At 53.1% G+C, this 22,514-nt stretch carries 21 protein-coding genes and 1 other RNA gene; 16 read left to right on the top strand and 6 right to left on the bottom strand.

Annotated elements, in window-relative coordinates; translation table 11 throughout:
* Position 1 precedes the first annotated feature (1 nt).
* Complete coding sequence (locus ACMAZB_RS08770; RefSeq protein ID WP_435216560.1) at positions 2–1,120, bottom strand: efflux RND transporter periplasmic adaptor subunit; 1,119 nt, start codon at positions 1,118–1,120, stop codon at positions 2–4.
* Between the two features lie 186 nt (positions 1,121–1,306).
* Between ACMAZB_RS08770 and ffs the strand changes: the two genes are divergently transcribed.
* The 9 genes from ffs (at position 1,307) to ACMAZB_RS08725 (ending at position 8,002) form a co-directional block, all read left to right on the top strand.
* Positions 1,307–1,403: signal recognition particle sRNA small type (ffs, locus tag ACMAZB_RS08765), an RNA gene on the top strand.
* 39 nt (positions 1,404–1,442) lie between these two features.
* Positions 1,443–3,206 carry a DNA polymerase III subunit gamma/tau gene (gene dnaX, locus ACMAZB_RS08760; protein WP_435216558.1) on the top strand — a complete coding sequence of 588 codons (1,764 nt, stop codon included), beginning with the start codon at positions 1,443–1,445 and terminating at the stop codon, positions 3,204–3,206.
* A gap of 12 nt (positions 3,207–3,218) precedes the next feature.
* Positions 3,219–3,536, top strand: coding sequence for a YbaB/EbfC family nucleoid-associated protein (locus ACMAZB_RS08755; RefSeq protein ID WP_435211049.1), 318 nt, complete (start codon positions 3,219–3,221; stop codon positions 3,534–3,536).
* 11 nt (positions 3,537–3,547) lie between these two features.
* The gene (recR, locus tag ACMAZB_RS08750) at positions 3,548–4,159 is read left to right on the top strand and encodes a recombination mediator RecR (RefSeq protein WP_435211047.1); all 612 of its coding nucleotides are present in this window, start codon (positions 3,548–3,550) and stop codon (positions 4,157–4,159) included.
* Complete coding sequence (rnd, locus tag ACMAZB_RS08745; RefSeq protein ID WP_435216557.1) at positions 4,156–5,301, top strand: ribonuclease D; 1,146 nt, start codon at positions 4,156–4,158, stop codon at positions 5,299–5,301. The genes recR and rnd overlap by 4 nt, the downstream gene beginning before the upstream one ends.
* Entirely contained in the window at positions 5,291–5,557 is a 267-nt protein-coding gene (locus tag ACMAZB_RS08740) for a YcgL domain-containing protein (RefSeq protein WP_435216555.1), read from the top strand. Before rnd ends, ACMAZB_RS08740 begins: the two co-directional genes overlap by 11 nt.
* Positions 5,547–5,972, top strand: coding sequence for a hypothetical protein (locus ACMAZB_RS08735; protein WP_435216554.1), 426 nt, complete (start codon positions 5,547–5,549; stop codon positions 5,970–5,972). Before ACMAZB_RS08740 ends, ACMAZB_RS08735 begins: the two co-directional genes overlap by 11 nt.
* The gene (locus tag ACMAZB_RS08730; RefSeq protein WP_007236460.1) at positions 5,969–6,814 is read left to right on the top strand and encodes an AAA family ATPase; all 846 of its coding nucleotides are present in this window, start codon (positions 5,969–5,971) and stop codon (positions 6,812–6,814) included. Before ACMAZB_RS08735 ends, ACMAZB_RS08730 begins: the two co-directional genes overlap by 4 nt.
* Before the next feature lie 12 nt (positions 6,815–6,826).
* Positions 6,827–8,002: a vWA domain-containing protein gene (locus ACMAZB_RS08725; protein WP_435211042.1), complete on the top strand. Its 1,176-nt coding sequence runs from the start codon at positions 6,827–6,829 to the stop codon at positions 8,000–8,002.
* Positions 8,003–8,090: 88 nt separating this feature from the next.
* Here the strand turns inward: ACMAZB_RS08725 and ACMAZB_RS08720 are convergent, their stop codons facing one another.
* Positions 8,091–8,870 (bottom strand): TrmH family RNA methyltransferase, encoded by a 780-nt coding sequence (locus ACMAZB_RS08720; protein WP_435211040.1) that lies wholly within the window; start codon positions 8,868–8,870, stop codon positions 8,091–8,093.
* Between the two features lie 30 nt (positions 8,871–8,900).
* Here ACMAZB_RS08720 and ACMAZB_RS08715 point away from each other — a divergent pair, with 30 nt between their 5' ends.
* Entirely contained in the window at positions 8,901–9,134 is a 234-nt protein-coding gene (locus tag ACMAZB_RS08715; RefSeq protein ID WP_435211038.1) for a glutaredoxin family protein, read from the top strand.
* Here ACMAZB_RS08715 and ACMAZB_RS08710 read toward each other — a convergent pair.
* Positions 9,131–9,577 (bottom strand): universal stress protein, encoded by a 447-nt coding sequence (locus ACMAZB_RS08710; RefSeq protein ID WP_435216552.1) that lies wholly within the window; start codon positions 9,575–9,577, stop codon positions 9,131–9,133. The genes ACMAZB_RS08715 and ACMAZB_RS08710 overlap by 4 nt on opposite strands.
* A gap of 133 nt (positions 9,578–9,710) precedes the next feature.
* On the opposite strand from ACMAZB_RS08710, the gene ACMAZB_RS08705 reads away from it, so the two are divergent.
* The 4 genes from ACMAZB_RS08705 (at position 9,711) to ACMAZB_RS08690 (ending at position 13,819) form a co-directional block, all read left to right on the top strand.
* Positions 9,711–10,103, top strand: a complete 393-nt coding sequence (locus tag ACMAZB_RS08705; protein WP_435216550.1) for a hypothetical protein — start codon at positions 9,711–9,713, stop codon at positions 10,101–10,103.
* A gap of 149 nt (positions 10,104–10,252) precedes the next feature.
* Complete coding sequence (gene topA / locus ACMAZB_RS08700; RefSeq protein WP_435216548.1) at positions 10,253–12,991, top strand: type I DNA topoisomerase; 2,739 nt, start codon at positions 10,253–10,255, stop codon at positions 12,989–12,991.
* A gap of 5 nt (positions 12,992–12,996) precedes the next feature.
* Positions 12,997–13,461, top strand: a complete 465-nt coding sequence (locus tag ACMAZB_RS08695; protein WP_435216547.1) for a hypothetical protein — start codon at positions 12,997–12,999, stop codon at positions 13,459–13,461.
* 88 nt (positions 13,462–13,549) lie between these two features.
* Entirely contained in the window at positions 13,550–13,819 is a 270-nt protein-coding gene (locus tag ACMAZB_RS08690; protein ID WP_435211031.1) for a hypothetical protein, read from the top strand.
* Between the two features lie 64 nt (positions 13,820–13,883).
* Here the strand turns inward: ACMAZB_RS08690 and lexA are convergent, their stop codons facing one another.
* Positions 13,884–14,483 (bottom strand): transcriptional repressor LexA, encoded by a 600-nt coding sequence (gene lexA / locus ACMAZB_RS08685; RefSeq protein WP_435211030.1) that lies wholly within the window; start codon positions 14,481–14,483, stop codon positions 13,884–13,886.
* Positions 14,484–14,638: 155 nt separating this feature from the next.
* On the opposite strand from lexA, the gene ACMAZB_RS08680 reads away from it, so the two are divergent.
* Entirely contained in the window at positions 14,639–15,766 is a 1,128-nt protein-coding gene (locus ACMAZB_RS08680; protein ID WP_435216546.1) for a mechanosensitive ion channel family protein, read from the top strand.
* Here the strand turns inward: ACMAZB_RS08680 and ACMAZB_RS08675 are convergent.
* Entirely contained in the window at positions 15,763–17,214 is a 1,452-nt protein-coding gene (locus tag ACMAZB_RS08675; RefSeq protein WP_435216544.1) for a hypothetical protein, read from the bottom strand. The genes ACMAZB_RS08680 and ACMAZB_RS08675 overlap by 4 nt on opposite strands.
* Positions 17,211–20,663 carry a transcription-repair coupling factor gene (mfd, locus tag ACMAZB_RS08670; protein ID WP_435216542.1) on the bottom strand — a complete coding sequence of 1,151 codons (3,453 nt, stop codon included), beginning with the start codon at positions 20,661–20,663 and terminating at the stop codon, positions 17,211–17,213. The genes ACMAZB_RS08675 and mfd overlap by 4 nt, the downstream gene beginning before the upstream one ends.
* 154 nt (positions 20,664–20,817) lie before the next feature.
* Here mfd and ACMAZB_RS08665 point away from each other — a divergent pair, with 154 nt between their 5' ends.
* Positions 20,818–22,302: a glyceraldehyde-3-phosphate dehydrogenase gene (locus tag ACMAZB_RS08665; protein WP_435216541.1), complete on the top strand. Its 1,485-nt coding sequence runs from the start codon at positions 20,818–20,820 to the stop codon at positions 22,300–22,302.
* Positions 22,303–22,514 lie beyond the last annotated feature (212 nt).

Below are 22,514 nucleotides of genomic sequence, written 5' to 3'. Positions count from 1 at the left end.
TTCAATTTCCCAGCGGTGCAATAGAGGCACCGGGACTCAATCGGTGCAATCCACTGGCAATGATTACTGCATCGTCTGCCAGCGTTCCTGCGACGTACACCTGATCATTCTTGCTGTAAATAATCTCCACGGCCTCTCGAACAGCGACGTACCCCTCGGGCACGTCTTTTACGACAAAAACATCCCATAGACCGCGATTGCCGGCCGTTAATGATGATAGGGGTACCCAGCCACCGGCTTCATAAACAGGATCGGCCAAGTCGAGGGTAATTGTTTCGCCCGTTCTCACCCTGGAGTCCTCAGGGAGGGTGAAAATCGCGCCAACTGTCAGTGTCGAGGCGTCGACGTCGGCACGAATATTTTGCAGCGTTGCCTCTAAGCGTTGTCCGCCAGCGCTCAGGGCGTACTGGTTCCCAAGTATTAGCGCGTTGCCAACGTTGACGGGTACGCCTACATGGGCTTCGAAACTTGATTGGGCAAGTAGCCTCAGGATGGGGGTTCCCGGCGTAACGACCGTACCTTCATCGACATAGCGTTGTGCTACTACGCCAGAGAAAGGGGCTTTTAGGGTACTTTTCTCGATGTTGAGACGAGCGCTGTCTAGTCTTGCGCTAATGGCTCGCTGGTTTTGTTGGAGCGCTTGAGCCCCAAGCTGTGCGTCGTCAAATGTTTGCTTCGAGGTTAAGCCTCGTTCGAGTAGGTCCGCCAGTCGTTCTCGCTTTAGCGTGGCCAGTTCAAGATTGGTTGTGGTTTTTGCCAACTCCGCCTCTGCAGCACGCAATTTTGCTCGGCGCTGGTCGGTATTTAAAGTTGCGAGAATCTGCCCTTTGGTCATGGGCATGCCTTCTCTCGCGGGAAGTGTTTCAAGGGTTCCCGATACCTCAAAAGCTAGGGCACTGTCTCTGCGGGCCCGCACAGTCCCGATATAGCTAGACTGGCGGATGTAATGATCGGTTCGTTTGAAGGGCAAAACTGCGACCGGCAGCGGCTCTCTCGCCTGTTTTGTAGGGGCACTTACGTTCCCGTTGATAAGGTGAGTGATGCCAAATGACAACAGTCCCGCCGCAAAGATCGCCAATAGAGAGCCCTTGCTGATAATTTTAAGGCGTGTTTTGGGCATTACTTTGGACTCCATCGCTGTTGCTGTCAGCTGTGATCACGATAATTCCGCAATGTAAATGGGATTCACATTCATGTAAATGCAATTTACATTGAATAGTTGGTCTTACGGTGCTCTTAAAGTTGCGGATCAGGCTTGTTTTCGCGACACTACGCGGCCCGCAAACGGCGGGCGTAATGGTGACTCGGGTGGTCCCCTCGCAGCGATAGGTAATGAACTCCGCCAGGCCCGGAAGGGAGCAACGGTAGTTACTGATTCGGGTGCCGGGGTGTGGCTGCTCGGGTCACCTCCATTTATTCGGGTGACAATCGGCAATGGGTCTATGAGTTACCAGGTGTTAGCGCGAAAATGGCGGCCCCGCACGTTTCATGAAATGGTGGGTCAGCAGCATGTGCTGCGTGCTCTAGTCAATGCGCTCGATAACGACCGGCTGCATCATGCTTACCTGTTTACCGGTACCCGAGGTGTTGGTAAAACAACCGTTGCAAGAATATTGGCTAAGTGCCTCAATTGTGAGGTTGGCGTTAGCTCAGAGCCTTGTGGTGAGTGTGGATCCTGCTGTGAGATCGCGGAAGGGCGCTCTGTAGATCTTATTGAAGTTGATGCGGCCTCACGTACCAAAGTGGAGGACACCCGCGAATTGCTGGATAACGTACAGTATGCGCCTAGTCGAGCACGGTTTAAAATATACCTGATCGACGAAGTGCACATGTTGTCTAACCACAGCTTTAATGCTTTATTGAAAACCCTCGAAGAGCCGCCGCCTCACGCCAAGTTTTTGTTGGCGACGACTGACCCCCAGAAGTTGCCGGCGACTATTTTGTCTCGCTGCTTACAATTCAACCTGAAAAACATGTTGCCAGAGCAGGTCGTAGAGCACCTTGAAAAGATTCTGGGTGACGAGTCTGTCGAGTTCGATTCCCCGGCGCTGACTCTACTCGGTAGAGCTGCGGCCGGCTCAATGCGTGATGCCTTAAGCCTAACCGATCAGGCAATTGCTTATGGTTCGGGTCGGCTGCAAGAAAATGATGTCAGGGATATGTTGGGCACTGTGGATCGGGGACGTGTGCTGGAGCTGATAGCGAAGGTGGTGCAGGGGGATGCCGCCGAGATACTGTCCTGCGTTGAGGGTATCGCTGAGCACGCTCCAGACTACGGCTCTACTTTAGAAGAAGTTATTTCCTTGCTGCACCAGTTGACGTTGGCGCAAATGGTCCCTGCAAGTTTGTCGGGAGATACGGCGGAAGAAAATACACTGAGAGAGTTGGCGGCGTCTCTCTCACTTGATGAAACGCAATTGTTTTATCAATTTGCGATTGCAGGTCGCAGGGATTTACCCGTAGCTCCAGATCCTCGTATTGCTCTGGAGATGACATTGCTGCGCATGATTGCTTTCCGGCCCGCAGAGGCTCCCACTCCGAAAAATTCCAGTGATGGCAGCCCGTCAGGAGATCTGCCCCCCAGAAAAAAGCCTGATCCACCGGCGCCGCCGGTGGTGAAGTCAGCGGCAGAGCAGAAGGCAGTATCACAGCAGAAGGCAGTATCACAGCAGAAGGCAGTACCAGAACAGAGGGCAGCGGGAGAGCAAGAGGCAGCAGCGCTTGAGCAGGCCCCCGCAGGGACCGAAGAGGCATCAGCTGCAGGAAACCACCCGTCACCGCCCAGCGTTGTGCAAGTGCCCGAAGACGTCATGATTGATTTGCCAACCACAGGTTCATGGCCTTCTTTCTTTGATCAGCTTGGTCTCGTGGGTATTACGCAGAGTGTCGCTTTGCATTGCGAGTTGGTTGCAGTGCGAGAGCGTCGGCTTGAATTCGTGCTAGACAGTAACAATGCCTCACTGTTCCAAAAGCGGCAGGTGGCTGCATTGGAAATGGCCTTCAACCAGCTGCTGACACTGCCCGTTGAGGTTTCTGTTACGGTGGGGCGGGTGGGCGATGCAACGCCCTTTCAGCTGCGGCAGTTACAAGCCGCTGAGCGCCAGCGCGAGGCAGAGCTAGCGCTAGAACAAGATCCTCAGCTCACAGCTTTGCTGGTCGAGTTTGATGGCACAGTCGTAGATGGCAGTATCAGACCCAGGCAATAAAGAGTAGATAGCATGAAAATTGGTAACTTGATGAAGCAGGCCCAACAGATGCAAGAGGGGTTGGCGAAGGCGCAAGAGAACGTCAAGGCGGTTGAGGTCACAGGTGAGTCTGGAGCCGGTCTGGTAAAGGTGCGCATGAGGGGTGATATGGCTGTGGCCGGCGTCGAAATTGACCCTTCTTTGATGCAGGAACCCCAAGAGATCTTAGAGGATTTGCTGGCTGCAGCGGTTAACGATGCAGTTCGTCGAGCGCAGTCAGCCGCTCAGGAGTGTATGGCGTCTGTGACGGCAGGTATGAGCCTTCCAGATGGCTTTAAGATGCCTATATAAGTTATTGATAAATGAAGCTTTCTCCGTCAATTAATGACCTCATAGAGGCCCTGCGGTGTTTGCCTGGGGTTGGCCCAAAGTCGGCACAGCGTATGACGTTGCACCTTCTCGAACGCGATAGGGAGGGCGGAGAAACGCTAGCCGAGGCACTGTCTGTTGCACTGGAGCGTGTTGGCCGCTGCGGTTCTTGTAGAAATTTCACAGAACTTGAGCTTTGCGAGTTGTGCTCTGATCCTCGACGAGATCAGGGTCTATTGTGCGTCGTTGAAGCGCCAGGAGATGTCATGGCGCTGGAGCAAACTGCAAGTTTCAGAGGGTTATATTTTGTTCTGATGGGGCATCTGTCTCCCATTGACGGTATTGGTCCAGAGGATATAGGCCTCGATCGGCTAGAGGAAAGGTTTCAGTTGCAGGGGATCCGTGAGGTGATCCTAGCCACCAACCCAACGGTCGAGGGGGAGGCGACGGCGTTCTATATTGCGCAGCGAGCCCAGCAGGAGGGAATTACTGTGTCGAGGATCGCCCACGGAGTTCCGCTGGGTGGAGAGCTTGAATATTTAGACGCGTCAACCCTTGCGCATGCGCTGAGCGGACGCACTCCGCTGCCGGGAGAGGGCTCTTGACGGTTCAGCCCGGTGATATGCCCTGCCAATGGGTGAGGGATACGACGGCGCTTGCTCAGATGGCAGAGTTGATCGCAAAAGAAGACTTCGTCGCCGTGGATACAGAATTTAGGCGTCGGGACACTTTTTATCCCGAGGTCGCACTGTTACAGCTTTCTGCTGCTGGCCAGTGTTGGCTGATTGACCCCCTTACCCTTACGGACACGCAGCCGCTCCAGGCGCTGTTCCAACAAACCGACCTCGTCAAGGTTTTGCACAGCGCCAGTGAAGACCTCGAGGTTTTTGAGCGTTGGCTGGGTGTTCTACCGAGACCCATGGTTGATACTCAAAAGGCAGCAGCAATGCTGGGTCTTGGCTTTGGTCTGAGTTATCGAGACCTTGTGCAGAATCTGCTAAGCGTTGATGTTGCCAAAGACGAGACTCAGTCTGACTGGCTGGTTCGTCCGCTCACCGATGCGCAGTGTCACTACGCGATGCAGGATGTTATTTTTTTGGCGCAATGCTGGCCAATACTCGCGACTCGAGCCGAAGGCAGTGGTTGCTTACCTTGGGTCTTTGAGGAAAGCGCCGGGATGGTGACAGGCGGTCGGGGACCCTTAGCGAAGTTTAAATCGGCTTGGAAGCTTAACTCGCAACAACTCGCTGTCTTGCTTGATTTGATCGATTGGCGCGAGAATCAGGCGCGACATAGAGATCGGCCTCGAAATTGGATCTTGCACGACAAGGTGATTCTGGATATCGCAAAAAAAATACCGACCTCGATGCCGCAGCTGGCCGATGCTGACGCTATACCCGCGGGGGTTTTGCGCAAAGAGGGCAAACGGTTGTTGGCCCTTGTCGAGGCCGCCAGCGAGCGTGGACTCACTGATCCGCCGGCACCGTTACCAGCGCCTGTAAACAGCCGAGTGCGAAAACTTGCTAAGTCGCTTGTCCCTGCCATGGGGTTGATAGCGACGGAACTCGGTATGAATGCTGAAATATTGATGCCTTCGAGGGAGCTAGAATTACTGGCGAGTTTCGCTTCGGGCACCAGCTCTCTGCCGCGCCCCCCCCATTGGCAGGGATGGCGTAAATCGACAGTTATTGAGCCCCTCGAGCTCGAAGCACAGCGGTTGCTGGGGGGGCATATGCATGCTGGTTGAAGTATTCCGTAGTACCCGCAAGAAGGACACCTACCTTTATCTGCCTAGAGGGGCAAAGTTTGATGAGTTACCGGAAGTACTTCGTCAAACCTTTGGATCTCCCGAGCTGGCACTGTCGCTAAATTTGACTGCGGGGCGTAAATTGGCCCGTTACGAGGCGGAGGAAGTTCTCGCTGCCCTCAGTCAGCAAGGTTTTTTTCTGCAGCTTCCGCCGGGCCCTAAAGCTGAGGCCACGGAGTCGTTAGATGCTCACTAGCGAATCCTATCTGGTCGCGATGCTCTGTTATTGCAGTGCAGGTTTAGTATCGCTCTTCTTGATCCATCGATTCTGGCTGGTTCGATTGCCGGGGGCCTACAGGCGTTTATTGATGGGCTTACTGTTTGCTTTATTGCTCACGCCAGTGGCGCCTAATCCCGAAGCGAACTCATTAGCGCCAGCGCTTGTTGTTGCGCTGTTCAATGCCGCTTTTCTCGACGGCTGGTCTTCTGCGCGGTATGCGGTTTGGGTGCTGTGTGCCAGCAGCGCAGTCGGTGTCGCTTTGGCCGCCTTATCGCTATGGTTTGTTCCAACAAAAAACGCTAGGCCTCAGCGCGAGCATGCATCCAACCTTCCATCTTCCGGCGTACAACCGGAGAATTTCCAATCAACTCAACACCGAGATATCTCATGAAATTTACTGGTACTGAACGTTACGTCGCCACTGATGATCTTCGTATGGCAGTTAACGCTGCCGTTAATCTCGAGCGTCCCTTGCTCATCAAAGGTGAACCCGGCACAGGTAAGACCATGCTAGCCGAGGAAGTCGCCGCCGGGCTGGGCATGCGCCTCATACAATGGCACATCAAGTCGACGACTAAAGCGCAGCAGGGCCTTTACGAATACGATGCTGTTTCCCGTTTGAGGGATTCCCAGTTGGGTGATGGCAAAGTTCAGGATATTGCCAACTACATCAAAAAAGGCAAATTGTGGGAGGCATTCGACGCGGACGAGCAGGTGGTCTTGCTTATCGATGAGGTGGATAAGGCCGACATTGAATTTCCTAATGACTTACTGGTAGAACTCGACCGTATGGAGTTCTTTGTGTACGAAACAGGGGAGACCATCAAAGCTAAGCAGCGTCCGATCATTATCATTACCTCAAACAATGAGAAAGAGCTGCCCGATGCATTCCTACGCCGATGCTTCTTTCACTTCATCAATTTTCCTGATCGAGATACGATGCGTGAGATTATCGACGTGCATCATCCGAGCATTACCCAAGACCTCGTTGCTGAAGCCCTTGAAGTATTTTTTGAGCTGCGCTCGATTCCTGGCCTCAAGAAAAAACCTTCCACCTCAGAACTCATTGATTGGTTGAAGCTGTTAATGGCCGATGAAATTCCGGACGAGGTCCTCAAGAATAGAGATGCCAGTAAGGCGATCCCGCCGTTGTACGGCGCTTTGCTGAAAAACGAGCAGGACGTGCAGCTGCTTGAGCGGCTCGCCTTCATGCATCGGCGAGAAACGCGCTAAGGGGCTGGTGTCATGTTGGTAAATTTTTTCCATGGTTTGAAGGATGCCGGTATCCCCGTGACTCCCCGGGAGCTTCTGGACCTGCTTTTGGCTATGAGACGCAATCTCGCCTTCGCTGACATTGATGCCTTCTACAACCTGTCTCGTGCGGTCATGGTTAAAGACGAAAAATATTACGACCGATTTGACCGCGCTTTTGGACTGCACTTTCGTGAATTGGAGGGGCTCGATGATGTCATTGAGGCTCTAATCCCCGATGACTGGCTTCGATCCGAATTTATTAAGCAGCTCTCTGACGAAGAGAAGGAAAAAATTGAATCCTTAGGGGGCCTAGAGAAGCTGATTGAGACGTTTAAGGAGCGACTTGAGGAGCAGAAAAAAAAGCACAAAGGCGGCAATAAGTGGATAGGTACTGAGGGCACATCGCCCTTTGGTAACGATGGCTACAATCCCGAAGGTATCCGTATTGGCGGTGACAGCAAGAGCAAGCGTGCAGTAAAGGTTTGGGATCGTCGTGATTTTAAAAACTATGATGACGGCGTTGAGCTAGGCACGCGTAACATTAAGGTCGCGCTGCGGCGTTTACGCAAATTCGCTCGCACCGGCGCTGCGGATGAGCTCGACCTTGACGACACGATCAGTTCCACCGCGCGCAACGCTGGAATGTTGGACATCAAGATGGTTCCTGAGCGCCACAATGCGGTCAAAGTGCTGCTGTTTCTTGATGTAGGCGGGTCTATGGACCCTCACATTAAGGTGTGTGAGGAGCTGTTCTCGGCAGCGCACACCGAGTTTAAACACCTCGAGTATTTTTATTTTCATAACTTCGTCTATGAGAGTGTTTGGAAGAACAACATTCGCCGCCATAACCAGCGCACCGCAACACTTGATCTCATGCATAAATATGGCCACGACTATAAAGTGGTCATTGTGGGTGATGCGTCGATGTCGCCCTACGAGATCGTTCAGCCGGGCGGCTCAGTGGAGCACTGGAATGAAGAGGCCGGCGAGTCGTGGTTGCGGCGGCTCAGAGACACCTACAGCAAATGTGTATGGCTCAATCCGGTGCCCAAGGATGAATGGCAATATACGCAGTCAATTGGGATCACCAACCAGCTTATGGAAGGGAATATGTTTCCCCTAACGTTGGGCGGCCTAGAAGACGCGATGGGTTCCCTCGCCAAGTGACAGCTTGATACATCTGGCAATTGATGCCCACCGCGCTGTAAAGAGTATTCGCAGCGTGGAATGCGAGGTGGCTTTGGTTGCTGGAAGACTAGGGCGTGCCTTCAGAGCCAGTGACGTAGCCACTGTAAGCAACGAGGGATGCCGCAACGGCAACGTTTAGCGATTCTACTCCGGCACCCATAGGTATGTGCAGTTTTACGTCCGCGAGGTAGGACACCTGGGACGAGACCCCGTCAGTTTCACCCCCGAGCACGTAAACAACACTTTTCGAAGGGTGGTAGTCGAAGAGTGACGTGGTGCTGTCACCCTCTAGGGAAGCAATGGCGGCGCCAGCGCCTTGCAACTGCTCTAAGGCGGGCGCTAGTGTTTCGCAGGAGATGATAGGTGCTTTGAAAACGATACCCGCTGACGCTTTGATAACCAGTGGCCCTAGAGTCGCCACTCCTTTCCTCGGGTAAAGTATTGCATCAATCCCCCCAGCGACGGCGGATCGGATCATCATGCCCACGTTTTGCGGGTTGGTAATTCCATCCAGCGCTAAAATGCGCAACTTAGAGTGAGAAACCTGATCCTGAAGCTGCTCTAGGCTGCCAAACTTGTCGCAAGTAATATCCAAGGCGACGCCTTGATCTTGCTTGCCGTTGCGAGAAATGCGTGAGAGTGTTTTGCGCGTGTGTTCTCTGACTGGAATTCCCCGCGCTTCTGATGCTTGTAGGATTCGGTTTGTCGCTGAAGATTTTTGGTTGCTGGTGGCCCAATGCAACCTCAGACATGAGATAGTCGAATCAGAGAGTGCCTCAAACACAGCATTGCGTCCGTAGATAGTCAAAATCTGATGGCGGTTTTCTAAGGTGGGATGATCGGACATAAAGTCAACGTTAACCAAGGAGTGGGGTAGGTGGCTGAGCCATTATCATTTTACACGACCGCGGGCTGTCATTTATGTGAGCATGCGGAAACGATATTACTAGACGCTGGAATTCGCTTCTCTGCTATCGATATTGAAGAGGAGCTAGCGCTGATCGAGCGTTACGGTATAAGAATACCTGTGGTTGCGGATGCCTCGGGGCGAGAGCTGGGTTGGCCATTTGATGGGCAAGCTCTCGCGCACTGGCTCAGTGAAAGTCCTTAAGATTCCTCGTTAGGCGGGTCAACATGAACAGCCAATACATCACACCCCGCATGGTGGAGGACTCCATCTGTTGTTGAGCCTAGCAGTAGCGCGAGCCCGTAACGCTCGTGCCGTCCCAGGGCGATGACTTCGGCGTTAAGTTGCTTCGCAGCGTTACCGATCTCAGCCTCGGGATGGCCCATTGCCAAATGCCTGTGGGATTCCGGAATGCCATAAGATTCACCGTACTGCGTCAGCTGCTCGGAGGCTTGTTCGTAGATCTCATCTTGAATGGTGGAGAGATCCATGGGAATGTCAGCGCCATAGCTGATGTTGATGGGTTCTACGACATGTAGAACGTGAACCTCGGAATTTGAGTCCGCCATGAGCCCTTTAGCGGCGGTCAGAAGTCGCTCTGTTGTCGCTCCAAGATCAACCGCGACAAGGATGTTGTGATACGCCATGACCAAATTCTCCACAAATCGCGCGCTCGGGCGCCTTTGGTTTATCCTGCCAACCTAGCACAGGGGTGGTTCTAACTTGGTTTATATTATTATTTTTATCACAATCGCGGTGGCCTTGGGACCGTTATTGAGCATGTTGCCTAGCAAGCATCAGCGAGCAATCGCTGATTTTCGGGAACGCGCACGCAAGGTTGGGATCCTCGTTCAGCTTCGAGAACCCAAAAATATCCCCGCGCGGCTGCAACGCCGGTCTGATGCCGCGCTGGTCTGTTATAGCCGCAGGTTGAATGTTGAGGTTCGAGGGGCAGAACCTGAGCTTTGGGTTCGCTGTAGATCTGAGTGGGAGTCACGAAGCGGCAGCCCGGTCCCTACTGAGGTGAAGGCAGTGACAGAAAATATTGATGTGATATTGCTCACCGAAGAGGACATACAGGTATTTTGGGATGAAAGAGGCGGAGAGACGGCCTATGGCTGGGTTGAAAGGCTGGTTCAGCTCGGTATCGAGGGGCAACTAAAAAGTCGTTGAAACAGCTTTTAGTCGGCTTTTTGATTGACCAAATCGCAACAACTCGAGTTTCTTCCTTGACCTTAGGGTAATTCGCACCGTATATATGCGCTCCTTCAGCTGTGGATTCATAGTCGAAGTCCGCGCTTAAGGATGCGAAGCCGATAGCTATGCCAAAATCTCTCGTCATTGTCGAATCGCCCGCTAAGGCGAAAACGATCAACAAATATCTGGGCAACGACTTTGTCGTGAAGTCCAGTGTCGGTCACATCCGTGATTTACCGACATCGGGTAGCAGTACGTCCTCGGACCCAAAGGAGCGCGCTGCTCAAGCCGCACTTACTCGGAAAATGGCCCCCGACGCTAAAAAGCATTATCAGGAAAAAAAGAAGCGCGAGCAGCTAGTGCGCCGTATGGGCATTGACCCGGATCATGATTGGGATGCACGTTACGAAGTGCTGCCAGGCAAGGAAAAGGTTGTTTCGGAGTTGCGTCGGCTGGCAGAGAAATCCGATGCTATTTATCTCGCAACCGACTTGGATAGAGAGGGGGAGGCCATTGCCTGGCACCTTCGGGAAGCTATCGGCGGAGACGAAAGTCGTTATCAACGAGTCGTTTTTAATGAAATCACTAAGAAAGCCATTCAGGAGGCTTTCCAAAAGCCCACGGAGCTCGACACAAACCGCGTTAATGCTCAACAAGCGAGGCGATTTTTAGACCGTGTTGTTGGTTTTGAGGTGTCGCCACTGCTGTGGGCCAAGGTGGCTAGGGGCCTCTCCGCTGGAAGAGTGCAATCGGTAGCAGTGCGTCTTGTCGTTGAACGTGAGCGAGAGATTCGAGCGTTCGTTCCCGATGAGTATTGGGAAGTGCACGCGAGTTTACTGCCCAAAGGCTTCGAGGCGATTCGGTTTGAAGTTAAATATCGTGAAGGCGAGAAGTTTGCTCCCAAAACTGAAAGCGAGGCAATGGCGGCAGTAGCCGCACTTGAACCTGCAACTTATGAGGTGAGTAATCTCGAGGCGCGCAAGACAAGCAGTAAGCCTGGCGCGCCGTTTATTACCTCAACGCTGCAACAATCGGCGAGCACACGACTGGGGTTTAGCGTTAAAAAGACGATGACCTTGGCGCAAAGGCTGTACGAAGCCGGGTACATTACCTACATGCGGACAGATTCTACGAATCTCAGCAATGATGCTGTTGCCGCTTGTCGGCAGTACATTGATAAGCACTATTCGGGTGACTATCTCCCCGAATCGCCCCTGCGTTACTCATCTAAAGAAGGCGCGCAGGAAGCCCACGAGGCAATTCGTCCTTCCGATGTCAGAGTCACCCAAAGTGATCTACAAGGAATGGAGCGGGATGCTGAGCGGCTTTATGAGCTAATTTGGCGTCAATTCGTGGCCTGCCAGATGACGCCTGCACGGTACCGTTCGACAACTGTGACAGTCGCCGCCGCCGGTTATGGATTGACCGCTAGAGGACGTGTCGTCGAATTTGATGGTTTCACCCGTGCACAACCACCCATGTCGCGAAAAGGTGACGATGCCGAGTTGCCGGACTTGACCGTTGGACAGGCCCTCAGCCTTGAGCAGCTTGATCCCAAACAACATTTCACCAAACCTCCAGCAAGGTACGGGGAAGCTAGCTTGGTTCGCGAGATGGAGAAACGGAGCATCGGTAGGCCTTCTACTTATGCCGCGATTATTTCCACAATTCAAGATCGAGGTTATGTGCGCTTGGAAAATCGGCGTTTTTACGCTGAAAAAATGGGGGATATTGTCACCCAGCGGCTACAAGCGTCGTTTGCAGACCTACTGGATTATGGCTTTACCGCTTCCATGGAAGCGCATCTTGATGATGTTGCTGATGGTCGCTTAGATTGGAAGGACTTGCTAAACGATTTTTATCACGATTTTCGTGGCAAGCTGGATCAAGCGGGGTCTCCGGATCCGGACGGCATGCAGCTGAATGATCCAACCCCCACCGGCATTCCCTGCGGTACCTGCGATCGACCCATGCAAATTAGGACGGCCAGTACCGGGGTGTTTTTGGGATGCTCTGGCTACAGTTTGCCGCCCAAAGAGCGCTGTAAAAGCACGCTTAATTTAACTTCCGGTGACGAAGCTATTAGCGCTGATGCCGATGATGAAGCGGAATCGCGGTTGTTGCTTCAAAAACGGCGTTGCGGCCTATGTAATGCTGCGATGGACAGCTACCTCATTGACGAGCAGCGTAAATTGCATGTTTGCGGTAACAATCCTGATTGTGCCGGTTACGAAGTTGAAGAAGGTAAGTTTCGCATCAAGGGTTATGACGGCCCGACTATCGAGTGCGATAAGTGCGGCTCAGATATGCAGCTGAAGACCGGCAGATTTGGAAAATATTTTGGCTGTACTAACAGCGAATGTAAGAACACACGGAAACTATTACGCAGCGGCGAAGCGGCACCTCCTAAGATGGATCCCGTACCAATGCCTGAGTTGGCTTGTCGAAAGGTTGAGGACCACTACATTCTTAGAGACGGTGCGTCAGGCCTGTTCCTCGCTGCTAGCAAGTTTCCCAAAAATCGTGAGACGCGGCCCCCATTTGTCGACGAATTGATCCCACACCAGGGAGAGATAGACCCCAAGTACCACTTCCTGTTTGACGCCCCGCTCACCGATGACGTGGGTAACCGCAGTCAAATTCGATACAGCCGAAAAACAAAAGAGCAGTACGTCATGACGGATGTCGACGGTAAGGCTACTGGCTGGAAGGCATTTTTTGACAATGGTGCCTGGCAGGAATCGGGGACGGCTAAAGTGATCAAGAAGAAAGCAGCACCCAAAAAGAAGGCCAAAGCCAAGAAAAAGACGGCGGCAAAAAAAGCCCCGGCTGCTAAAAGCTCAGCGGCGTCTGACGGGGACTGAGTCATTTGAGCAGTGCTTCCGGTTTAGCCAATCATTCGCTCTACATGGCGCGACTGCTGCTAGACGCATGGAGCGACCAGCTGAGTCGCAACCGTCTCGAGAAGAATGTTCTTGAGGCAGCCTTTGCCCCGGCGGTTCGCCTGCACCTGCTCAATGCCTATGGTTGGTTTTTACTCGCGGTTGTAAGGTTTACTCCCCTCCCGCAACAACCGCCTCACAGCACAGTAGAATTACCGGGCCCGAGTCAGGGTATTGCTGAACCCAATGAGATTGCGGAATATCGAGACTTGGAGCGGCATGGCTGGCTGGCTCGCCTGCAAACGCTGCCGGAGCAGGGTATTGAAAGACCCTTGCCCCCGGGCCGCTTGGCGTCGACGGTGGCAAGGCTTCAAGTTGAAGATTATCAAGGCATTTGCGGGAATCTTGAAGCGTTGATCAACCGGATGAGCAGTAGCTTGGACGAATGTTGATCAGGACTGCGAAATCCACCCTTGGTGGGTGGTATGCCGGTAGCTGGGCTGCTAACATTTAGCTTTCGCCAATGATAAAGGACTCCACATGACTACCGCTCTGTTGGAAATTGTCGATCTGGGTGACGGCGAAATTGTGTTGCAGCGAGCTGAGGAGGAGGGCGTGGAGCCACTTGTCAGCATCCAGTTCTCTGCCGAGGCATCTGCCTATCTCATGGAAAACAACCTTGAAGTCGCCAAAGCTATGATTCAAGCAGGCATTCAGGCTGCAGCACGCCTAGCGGAAATGAGCAGCGTTGAAGTCGACGCAGATAACGCTGAAAGCACCAAGGTCGCTGGAGGGCGGACGGTTCATTGAATGGTTCGTGACTCAGGCAGCTGCTATTTAATTTATAAACAGTAACTGCCGTGAAGAATTCGAGCTAGCGCCTTAAGACCCCGACGCTGACACCCTCTATGGCAAATGCCTGTGTTGCCAAGTCAACTTCAATTGGCGCGTAGTCTTCGTTTTCGGCCAACAGCATCACATGCTGACTATTGGGCCGATGCAGCCTCTTTACCGTGACCTCATCATCAATTCGCGCCACTACGATTTGCTGCTCAGCAGCGATCGGCGTGCTGTGTACGGCGAGCAGGTCGCCATCGAGGATGCCGGCATTGATCATGCTGTCGCCAGAAACCCGTAGTAAGTAATCAGCTCTTGGGCTAAAGAAGTGGGCGGGAATACTGCAGCGTTCTTCTATGTGCTCTTGAGCCAGTATTGGAGAGCCCGCCGCGACTCGACCCACCACAGCAAGGCCTGAAGGCTCTGTCTCCGCCAAGCGGATACCCCTAGAAGCGCCAGCGATCATTTCAATCGCCCCTTTTCGAGCTAAAGCCTTGAGGTGCTCCTCTGCAGCATTGGCGCTCTTGAAGTGAAGCTCCCGCGCGATTTCTGCCCGCGTGGGGGGATAGCCAGTGTCATCTATGCAGCGTTTGATAACGTCAAGGACCTGTTCTTGGCGCGCGGTTAGCTTGAGCATAAAAGCTCTCCTGAGCTGGTTACTTATACAGGCTGTTATTATATACAGTATCTTTTGCGATGTCACCTTGGCCAAGCGGGTGTATTTTTAGCGTAGCGTTGGCTCTCTTGGGTGAGTTAGCATCTACCCTCCTTAGGTCATGCCCACCTCACGTTATGGACGTTTCTATTCAGGTTTTTGTCAAGGAATTAGCCCCGCTGGCCGACTACCTCAATGTGCCTGTCGTGGCTTTGGTTGTTGCGGCTTTGCTGGCTTTGGGCTTGTTCGGTCACGTATTAATCGACCGGTTGGTTACACAGTTACAGCGCTCTGCGCAGCGTTCTGATCTGCGCTGGGATAACGTGCTTGCTGATGCATTGATTCGCCCAAGTAAATGGGCCATCTGGTTACTAGTAGTCTACCTTTCTCTGGGATTATTTGAGGGAACTGACCAATTCAGAACGCTGGCCAGGCAGGTCGCCGATACAGCACTTATCTTGATCTTAGCTTGGATAGCGCAACGAGCGCTCAAGGGCGCTGAGGCTGAATTACTGAGTGAGCATCGCGGTAAGCGCCAGTCCGATGACCGAGCAACCATACGCGCGACCCTACGATTGGTTCGGATAAGTCTGGGTATTGTCGTTGCCTTGATGGTGCTTCAGTCGCTGGGTGTGTCGGTGTCAGGACTGCTCGCCTTTGGCGGCATTGGCGGTATCGCCGTGGGTTTTGCCGCCAGAGATTTGTTGGCAAACTTTTTAGGCGGCCTCAGTATTTATCTCGATCGGCCGTTCACAGTGGGCGATTGGATTCGCTCTCCTGACAGAGAGATTGAGGGCACGGTGGAAGATATTGGATGGCGGATGACTCGAATTCGAACATTTGACCAGCGCCCGCTTTACATTCCCAACTCGGTCTTTTCCAGCGTGGCGGTAGAAAATCCATCGCGCATGAACAATCGCCGAATTTATGAAACTGTTGGCATTCGTTATGAAGATGTTGCTGCCATGGGGAAGGTCGTTGCGGCCGTTAAAGCTATGCTTGAGTCCCATGAAGCGATTGATTTGAACAGAACATTGATGGTCAATTTCGTAACTTGCGGGCCGTCCTCCCTCGACTTTTTCATCTATGCGTTTACCAAAACCACAGACTGGGCGACGTTTCACAACATCAAACAGGATGTGTTGTTTCGGGTTTTAGCGATTATCGCTGATCACGGCGCGGAGGTTGCCTTTCCTACTCGTACGTTACTGTTACAAAGTGAAGCCGAGCTTCAGGCACAAAGCGCTGGAGTGTCGCTGACTTAGCGCAGCGATTGTTGGTCGGGGGGCAGCTGGCCCACGGGAGGAGCTGTTGGATCAGCAACGGCGTCTTGCGCGTCTTGGATGGCCTTTTCAATATCCTCGCGCTCGCGATCTGCAGCGCCGATTTGATAGACCTCCCCCCAAGTTAATTCTTGCCACGTTGTGACGACTTTTAGAACTGGATGATCAAAGTAACGAACATAACCCTCGGAGACAGTTCGGGTATCTGCGACATGAATAAAATGTCGCCAAGGCCAGGTTGCCGGCGGAGAAAAACTGTTTGTGTCATCGGTTTCTGGAACCAGTTCTCGAAAAAAACCGGTTGTGGGGTCCACGAATTCAACGAGAGGTAAGCCCGCACTTATATGTGCCTCGATAGCTTTGAAGGTCGCTAGCCGCTTGGCAACCGTCGGCCCGTCTAGGGGCAACAACGACAGCTCATCCCGCCAGAATCGTTGTACTGGCGCCATGGGCGGTGAGGTCATATAAAACCCCTCTGGCAGGTAGCTGGCATCGGTATTCCACCAAAAATTCACGCCGATCTTTAACGTATCTCCTGTTCGAATTTGCACGAAACCTTGAAGTTGTGGCCAGTCTGGGTCATCCCCTGAGTTATCTAGGATAATAGGAAGGTTGGCAACTTCTGGGGCTTGTAACCAAGAGGTGCTCATCTGCAGCCGGTCAGGATTACTGCGGGTTAGCTGACGAAGTCCTTCTGACAACGATTCTATCGGTCGCGCCTTAAAACTCTCAGGTAGTGCAGGCGGTGGCGTTTGTTCCTCCGCAAGATCATCAATCACTGCCCCCGAGATATTTGTGGAGGGCGACACCGAATCGGCATTTGCATCTAGGGGAGGACTTTCAGTAAAAGGAGTGAGCCACTCTGCCCCGGCATTGGCGGTTTTATCAGGCGCATCGATCATTTCCAGTGCAATCGGGCTGGAATTCTCAGTGCTATCGGTTGCGCCAGCTATATCATCCAGATCCATCGGTGTAGTGCCGTCAGTGCTCTCAGGCAGGTCGATGTTACCCGTCGACGTTTCCTGCGCTTGGAGCAGCGCCTCTCGCTGTTGTGCGAGGGCGTCTGCTTTGGCTTTTGCCACCAGTTGCTGCGGGTCAGAAAGCAGTAACGTGACAGCACCATCGGGTTCCGCAATGATTTGGGCTTGGGGGTATTGCGCCGACAGCTGTTGCAGCAGCTGGTCGTCTTGTAAACGGCGGTGGCTATTTGGATATTGGGTGCTTGGGTAGGGGGGCCAAGCCTCCGAGGTAACCACTTCAGCGCGGTCATCTATTAATACGGCGACCTCAATTCGAAGCCACCCCGAGTCTGCATTGGGATCGATAGAGTCAGGCACATTAACAGCAATTGGCACCGGCTCCTGTGCAGCAGCGGCGCTGGTTAGCAATAATAAGATGAATAGCCATCTAGGGCTTTGCTGACCTTTCATGATGACTCCTGGTCAAGTTTTTCAAGTAATGCATCAACAAAGTTCTGACGCTCAGGCAGGCCAACCAACTCGCAAGTAAAGCGCAGTTTGTTTGATCCTGCGAGTCCGTAGGTTTTGGGGTCGCCTTGAACAAGCTTAACCAGCGTCATGGGCTCTACCTGGGTTTGATCGGTGAAGGAGATGCTACCACCCTCGTCACCTGCTTCAATTTCCGCTATGCCAAGCCGTTGTGCCCGGACCCTAATGGCTGCTTGAGTGAATAGATTCTTGGTGGCGTCTGGAAGCAAGCCAAAGCGGTCGATCATCTCTACTTGGATCTCACGCAATGCTTCCTGTGTCACAGACGCAGCAATGCGTTTATACAGAACGAGTCGCGAGGTGATGTCAGGTAAATACTCGTCGGGTATGAGTGCGGGGACATGGAGTTTCACTTCGGTACCACTGTCTAGGGGCCCATCAACGTCGGGAATTTCCCCGCGTTTCAAGGCGCGCACCGCGTTGTTGAGCATATCAAGATAAAGTCCAAAACCGACGCTGTGTATTTGCCCCGATTGCTCGTCCCCCAGTAATTCACCTGCACCACGTATCTCTAGATCGTGGGTAGCCAGTAAATACCCAGCACCGAGTGCACCAGCGGCCTCAATCGCCTCAAGTCGCTTTTCGGCATCTGAGGTCATCGTCGAGCGCGGTGGACATAAAAGGTAGGCATAGGCCTGATGATGGGAGCGTCCAACCCGGCCTCTAAGTTGATGCAGTTGCGCTAGCCCAAATTTGTCAGCACGGTCGATGATGATTGTATTGGCATTGGGTATATCAATCCCTGTCTCAATAATGGTGCTGCAGACTAAAATGTGATGCCGCAAATGATAAAAATCTGACATGACACCTTCGAGTGCCGCCTCCCGCAATTGGCCATGCCCTACGCCAACGGAGAGGTTGGGTAACATCTCTCTGAGCCGGCTCGCGGTTTCTTCGATAGTTTTGACTTCGTTGTGCAGGTAATACACCTGACCACCCCTAAGCGTCTCTCGCAGAATGGCTTCCTTGACCAAAGAGATAGAGTGTTCCCGGACAAACGTCTTAATTGATAGACGTCGCGCGGGAGGGGTCGCGATAATAGATAGGTCCCGCAGACCCCCTAGTGCCATGTTGAGGGTTCTGGGTATAGGCGTTGCCGTCATGGTTAAAATGTCGACTTGGGCCCGTAGAGCTTTGATGGCATCTTTCTGTTTCACCCCGAAGCGGTGTTCCTCATCGATGACCAATAATCCCAGATCCTCAAAGGCGAAGGTGCTTTGCAGCAGTTTGTGAGTGCCAATCAGCAAGTCGACTTCTCCTGATGCCACTCGTTTTTGAACGCTTGCAATATCGCTATTAGACTGGAATCGAGAGACGACCTCCACGGTCACTGGCCAGTCAGCGAAGCGGTCACGAAAACTGTTGTAATGCTGCTGGGCGAGCAGGGTAGTGGGCACCAATATGGCCACTTGTTTTCCGTTTTGTACAGCGATGAAAGCGGCTCGCATTGCCACTTCGGTCTTGCCGAATCCAACATCGCCGCAGACTAATCGGTCCATGACTTTGGTGGCGCACATGTCAGCGCGAACAGCTTCAATGGCCGCGCTTTGATCGGGGGTTTCTTCAAACGGAAACTCTTCTGAAAAACGTTGCCACGCAGTTTCATCGAGCTCGAACTGAAAACCCTGTCGGGCCTCGCGGCGGGCATAGACCTCCAGGAGCTGCGCTGCGACATCGTTGGCTTTTTCACGGGCTCTTCGCCGCGCCTTCTCCCATTGCTCGCTACCAAGCCTATGCAGTGGTGCTGTATCGGGGTCGGCGCCGGTGTATCTGGCGATTAAATGCAGGGACCCTACAGGTACATAGAGTTTGTCGGCATCGGCGTATTGCAGCAGCAGGAACTCTGCTGGCGCACCGTCAATTTCTAGGGATTGGAGCCCCATATACCGGCCGACACCGTGTTGTAAGTGAACAACCGGCACCCCCGGGCGCAATTCAGTGAGGTCTCTGACGATCGCATCAGCATTGGTTTCTTCGACGGATTGGCGCCGCCTTCGCTGCGCGACTCGGGCGCCAAAAATTTGATTCTCAACGATCAGGGTGGGTTTTCCAGGACCCTGATAAAAACCACGATCAACCGGCGCAACGGTAATACCAAGGGGAATAGCTCGGGCTATAAAATCTGGCCACTCGCTAACCGGCGCTGGGTGCAGTCCTAGTTCGTTCAATCCCTCAAGCAGTACTTCTCGTCGCCCGGGAGATTCCGCGCAAAGAAGGACGGGACCGTCATGTGCCTCGATAAATGTGGCAAGTCGCTCTAGCGCTGTTGCGCCTTGGGACAATTCGTGGAGATCGGGTGGGCTTAGCAACCCGGTTTTTTGGTGCACCGGCGCATCGTGTTCAGTCCGCAGTTCCAACACGGCGTGTCGACCTAGGTCCTCGTAAAGGCTTTCCGTCGGGATAAAAACTTCAGAGGGGGGCAGTAGTGGTCGCCTGACATCAACACCGTATTCGGAATGCCTAGAGGTAATTTCTGACCAAAATTGACTCGCGGCTTGATAATGGTCACCGATAGTTATGAAGGCAGCATGGTCGGGAAGATAATCAAAGACCGTCCCGCAGCTATCAAAAAAGAGCGGCAGAAAATACTCGGCGCCTCCGGGAACGCGCCCCGCACAAATTTCATTAAACAGTGGGCAGGCTTCGGGGTCGCCATCGAACTTTCGATACCAGTTTAATTTGAAACGACGAATACCTTCCTCAGTGAGGGGGAATTCTCTGGCAGGCAATAGCCGTATTGAATCAACTTTAGTGATGGTGCGCTGAGTCTCGGGATCGAAGGTTCGCAAACTCTCAATTTCAGCGTCGAACAGGTCGATGCGGTAAGGCACCTGGCTACCCATGGGGAAAATGTCTAGCAGCGAGCCGCGCACGGCGTACTCGCCGTGCTCATAAACAGTATCCACGGCGCGGTAACCGTTGAGGGTGAGGTTGTGAACAAGTGTTTTGCTGTCGAGAGCCTGGCCGACATCAAGCACTAGACTGCTACCGGCAACGTAGTGGACCGGGGGCGTTCGCTGCATGAGCGTGGTAATGGGGACGATTAAGACGCCCTCTGCGATGTCCTGAAGCAGGTGAAAGGTACTGAGACGCTCTGAAACGATATCTTGATGGGGCGAAAAATTGTCGTAGGGCAGTGTTTCCCAATCAGGAAGCGTCAGGATATTTAGCGCTGCAGCACTGAATAGTGGCAGTTCGCGCTCGAGTACGGCTGCGCTGGCAGAGCTGGGTACAACAACAACCAAAAGTTTTTGCTGAGTCGCGAGTTCTGCGACGGCCATGGCGGTCGCCGTGCCCGGGCAGGGCCCCAAGGCTGAGCGAGACCCCAATTTTTCTGGCCACGGGGTAGGAGCTACGAGTGTGGAAAACATGCATTGTCCGTAGAAAGGGGTGATCGACGTAAAAATCGTGCCTATTTGACGTTATTCCTCAGGCCTACAGGCCGCATTTCACTTGCGGGCCGGCCTAGGTTGATCGGATAATAACCTATTACCTACCCCCAATATTGAATTTCAGGAGTTTCCCGTGACTGACCAGCGCAAACGCGAGCGCCCCGATAATTATTTTTCAGACTGGAAGGAGCGGGAGGCATTGGCTGAGGCTATGATTCCGCAGGTAGGAGCGCTGGCCCGAGAGCAGAACGTCAAGTGCTACATCTACGGCCGCTCACTGGTGAACCAATCGGTGCTGGATATTATGAAGAGCCACCGCTACGTCCGCCAAGTTGAGCACAACGAGCTGTCTGAATTTGAAACAGCGCCGGTGCTGGAGGCCATGGGCACGATGCAATTGGGGCCCAGTCATATCGACGTTGGAAGGCTTGCGGTTGAGTTTTATGACAAAGCGCAAGGCGAGGGCATGACCCTTGAGGAATATATTGCGCAACAGCTGGATTTTTTGGTTCAGTCGACGCAGCGCCCCGTCGATAAGCCTGTAGATGTTGTGCTTTATGGCTTTGGCCGAATTGGCCGCCTGATGGCAAGGATTTTGATCAATAAGACAGACGGCGGGGACAGCTTGCGCCTGCGTGCCGTCGTTGTGCGGCGTGGCGGCGCCGAAAATGATTTGGTGAAGCGGGCGAGTTTGCTGCGCAGGGATTCGGTTCACGGGGCTTTTCAGGGCACTATAAGAGTAGACGAAGACCGTCAATCTTTTGTTGCCAACGGTAACGAAATCAAAGTGATCTACGCCGATCGACCCGAGGATGTTGACTACACCGCCTATGGCATTAACGACTGCATCGTTATCGACAACACTGGCGTGTGGCGAGACGATGAGGCGTTATCTCGACACTTACAGGGAAAAGGGGTCGCGAAGGTTATCCTGACTGCCCCGGGTAAGGGGCAGCTTAAAAATATTGTGGCGGGTATCAACGATGATGAGATCTCTCCCACGGATCGCCTCATTTCTGCCGCTTCGTGCACTACAAATGCGATAGCGCCGCCGTTAAAAGCGCTTGATGACGAATTTGGCATCGTCAGCGGTCACGTTGAGACGGTTCACGCATACACCAATGATCAAAACCTGATTGACAATTACCACAAGGCCGATCGCCGGGGTCGCTCTGCACCGTTGAACATGGTGATTACAGAGACCGGTGCAGCTAAGGCCGTTGCCAAAGTCTTGCCGCAAATGCAGGGCAAGCTCACCGGCAACGCCATCCGCGTGCCAACGCCCAACGTTTCAATGGCTATTCTTAACCTAACTCTGAAAAAAGAGACGACGGTTGAGGCGTTGAACGAGTTTATGCGCAATATTGCGCTGCACTCGACCATGCGCAAGCAGATCAATTTTTCAGCGTCGCCCGAAGTTGTGTCTTCAGATTTTGTGGGTTCAAGGGCGGCCTGTGTGTTTGATGCTCAGGCGACTATTGTCAATGGTGCACACGCCGTCTGTTACCTCTGGTATGACAACGAATACGGCTACAGCTGTCAGGTGTATCGGATTCTTGAAAAAATGGCGGGCATCAGTTACCTCACTTATCCAAAGGGTGATTCAGGCACGCTCTGAGTTGTCTTGGAGTTTGCGAGGGGGTCCGGTACAATTGCGACGCCGAGCAGAAGCGCCATGGGCATTTAATAGGCGAGCGAGGTTGTAAAGACGTTCGGGCGTGCAAAGCGCCCGATACGGGAAGTTGACTCGGGGGAGGCTCAACGACTCGGTCCGCGCCGCTAGGTGCTGTGTGACTACTCCTCCAGAGCGTGCCCCGAGCCCCGGGTGCA

It is taken from the genome of Luminiphilus sp. nBUS_07 (assembly GCF_051201685.1).
GTDB lineage: Bacteria > Pseudomonadota > Gammaproteobacteria > Pseudomonadales > Halieaceae > Luminiphilus.
The sequence above is the reverse complement of the archived record's forward strand: the minus strand, read 5'-3'. Positions and strand labels throughout refer to the sequence as shown.